The organism is Phenylobacterium sp., from assembly GCF_035276905.1.
Lineage (GTDB): Bacteria > Pseudomonadota > Alphaproteobacteria > Caulobacterales > Caulobacteraceae > Phenylobacterium.
Genome location: NZ_DATELG010000019.1, coordinates 1 through 2,536 on the forward strand (window position 1 = coordinate 1; position 2,536 = coordinate 2,536).

At 71.4% G+C, this 2,536-nt stretch carries 2 protein-coding genes; both read right to left on the reverse strand.

Going from position 1 to position 2,536, the window contains the following annotated elements; all coding sequences use genetic code 11:
- The coding region (gene topA, locus VJS38_RS00630) for a type I DNA topoisomerase (RefSeq protein ID WP_324086222.1) at positions 1-1,679 on the reverse strand (1,679 nt) is incomplete at its 3' end.
- 122 nt (positions 1,680-1,801) lie between these two features.
- A partial coding sequence (locus VJS38_RS00635) for a DNA-processing protein DprA (protein WP_324086223.1) occupies positions 1,802-2,536 on the reverse strand: 735 nt, incomplete at its 5' end.

The following is a 2,536-nucleotide window of genomic DNA, read 5'->3' on the forward strand; positions in this document are numbered from 1 at the left end:
AAGTCGTTCCAGAACTCGCGGAGCAGAACCTTCCAGTCGAGCTCGCCGGCCGAGACCAGGTCCAGCCGCTCTTCCAGCCCCGCGGTGAAGTCGTACTCCACGTAGCGGGCGAAATATTCCTCCAGGAAGCCGATCAGCAGCCGGCCCTTGTCCTCGGGCACGAACCGCTGCTTCTCCATCCGGACATAGGCGCGGTCGCGCAGCACGGTCAGGATCGAGGCGTAGGTCGAGGGCCGGCCGATGCCCAGCTCCTCCAGCTTCTTCACCAGGCTGGCTTCGGAATAGCGCGGCGGCGGTTCGGTGAAGTGCTGGTCGGCCTTGGCGGAACGCACCTGAGCGGCGGCGCCTTCGGCCACCTGCGGCAGCCGGCCGCCTTCCTCGTCGTCCGGATCGTCGCGGCCTTCCTCATAGACCGCCAGATAGCCGTCGAAGGTCACCACCACGCCCGAGGCGCGCAGGCCGGTCTTCCCGTCGGAGGACTCCAGGTCGATCGTGGTTCTTTCGACCCGCGCGCTCTCCATCTGCGAGGCGATCATCCGCTTCCAGATCAGCTCGTAGAGCCGGCCAAGGTCGCCCTCCAGGCGCAGCTTGCCCGGGTTGCGGGCGAGGCTGGTCGGACGGATCGCCTCGTGCGCCTCCTGGGCGTTCTTGGCCTTGGTGGAGTAGATCCGCGCTTTCTCGGGCACGTACTCGCGGCCGTAGATGCCGCCGATCACCTGGCGCGCCTCGTCCAGCGCCTCGGGCGCGGTCTGCACGCCGTCGGTCCGCATGTAGGTGATCAGGCCGACCGTCTCGCCGCCGATGTCGATGCCCTCGTACAGCTTCTGGGCCGCCTGCATGGTGCGCTTGGCGTCGAAGCCGAGCTTGCGGGCGGCTTCCTGCTGCAGGGTCGAGGTGGTGAACGGCGGCGGCGGCGAGCGCTTGCCGGGCTTCTTCTCAACCGCCGAGATGGCGAAGGTCGCGGCCTTCACCGCCTCGCGGGCGGCGAAGGCGGAGGCCTCGTTCGGCAGGTCGAACTTGGCGAGCTTCCTGCCCTCGTGCTTGACCAGCCGGGCGAGGAAGGCGTCGCCGCCGCCGGAGGTCACGTCGGCCTCGACGGTCCAGTATTCCTGGGTCTTGAAGCGCTCGATCTCGAGCTCGCGGTCGACTATCAGCCGCAGCGCGACCGACTGCACGCGGCCGGCCGAGCGCGAACCCGGCAGCTTGCGCCACAGCACCGGCGAGAGGGTGAAGCCCACCAGATAGTCCAGCGCCCGGCGCGCCAGGTAGGCGTCGACCAGCTCCATGTCGATGTCGCGTGGGTTGCGCATCGCCTCGGTCACGGCCGCCTTGGTGATGGCGTTGAACACCACCCGCTGCACCGTGGCGTCCTTCAGCGCGCGCTTCTTCTGCAGGACCTCCAGCACGTGCCAGGAGATGGCCTCGCCCTCGCGGTCCGGGTCGGTGGCCAGGATGATCTTGTCGGCGCCCTTGGCGGCCTCGGCGATCGCGGCGAGCTGCTTGGCGCCGCGGCCGTCGACCTCCCAGGACATGGCGAAGTCCTCGTCCGGGCGCACCGAGCCGTCCTTGGCCGGCAGGTCGCGGACGTGGCCGTAGCTGGCCAGGACCTTGTAGTCCGAGCCGAGGTACTTGTTGATGGTCTTGGCCTTGGCCGGGCTCTCGACGACGACGACGTTCATCTAATCTCTGGCGTTCCGCGGGCGGCTCGCCCGGTCCAACTGAAGAGGCGGGAAGGTGGGGGCGGCGCCCGACCCGTGTCAACGGGGCTCGCACGCCGAGATTCCCGAGCCCCTAAAGGGGCTCATCCTGAGGCGACCATGCCGCCGGGCAGCAATTCGGCGCGTCCCGCCAGCGAAAGCTCGACCAGGGCGGCGAAGACGGCCGGCGCCGGCGCCTGGGCCGCACGCACGATCTCGTCGCGCGAGACGGGGGTCGGGGAGAGGAGCTCGGCGAGGCGGGCGATCAGGGCCGGATCGGGCTCGGCCGGCGGGCCGGACCAGGGCCGGCGCTCGCGTTCGCGCAGGGTGCGGGGGCCTTCGAGTACGCGCAGCACGTCGTCCGCGCCCTCGCAGATCGCCGCGCCCTGGCGCAACAGGTCGTTGGTTCCTCGCGAGCGCGGATCGAGCGGCGAGCCCGGCACGGCCAGCACCTCGCGGCCCTGCTCGCCGGCGAGCCTGGCGGTGATCAGCGAGCCGGAGCGCAGCTCGGCCTCGACCACCACCACGGCGCGGGAGAGGCCGGCGATGATCCGGTTGCGGCGCGGGAAGTCGCGGGCGGTGGCGGTCCGGCCGGGCGGGCTCTCGGAGACCACGCAGCCGCGCTCGACAAGGCGCGCGTAGAGGTCGGCGTGGTCCGGTGGATAGACGTCGTCCACCCCGCCGCCGAGCACCGCGACCGTGCCGGTGGGAAGCGCGCCCTCGTGGGCCGCCCCGTCGATGCCGCGGGCCATGCCGGAGACCACCACCAGGCCTGCGCGGCCCAGCTCGGCGGCGAGCCCGCGGGCGAACCGCTGGCCGGCGGCCGAGGCGACGCGCGC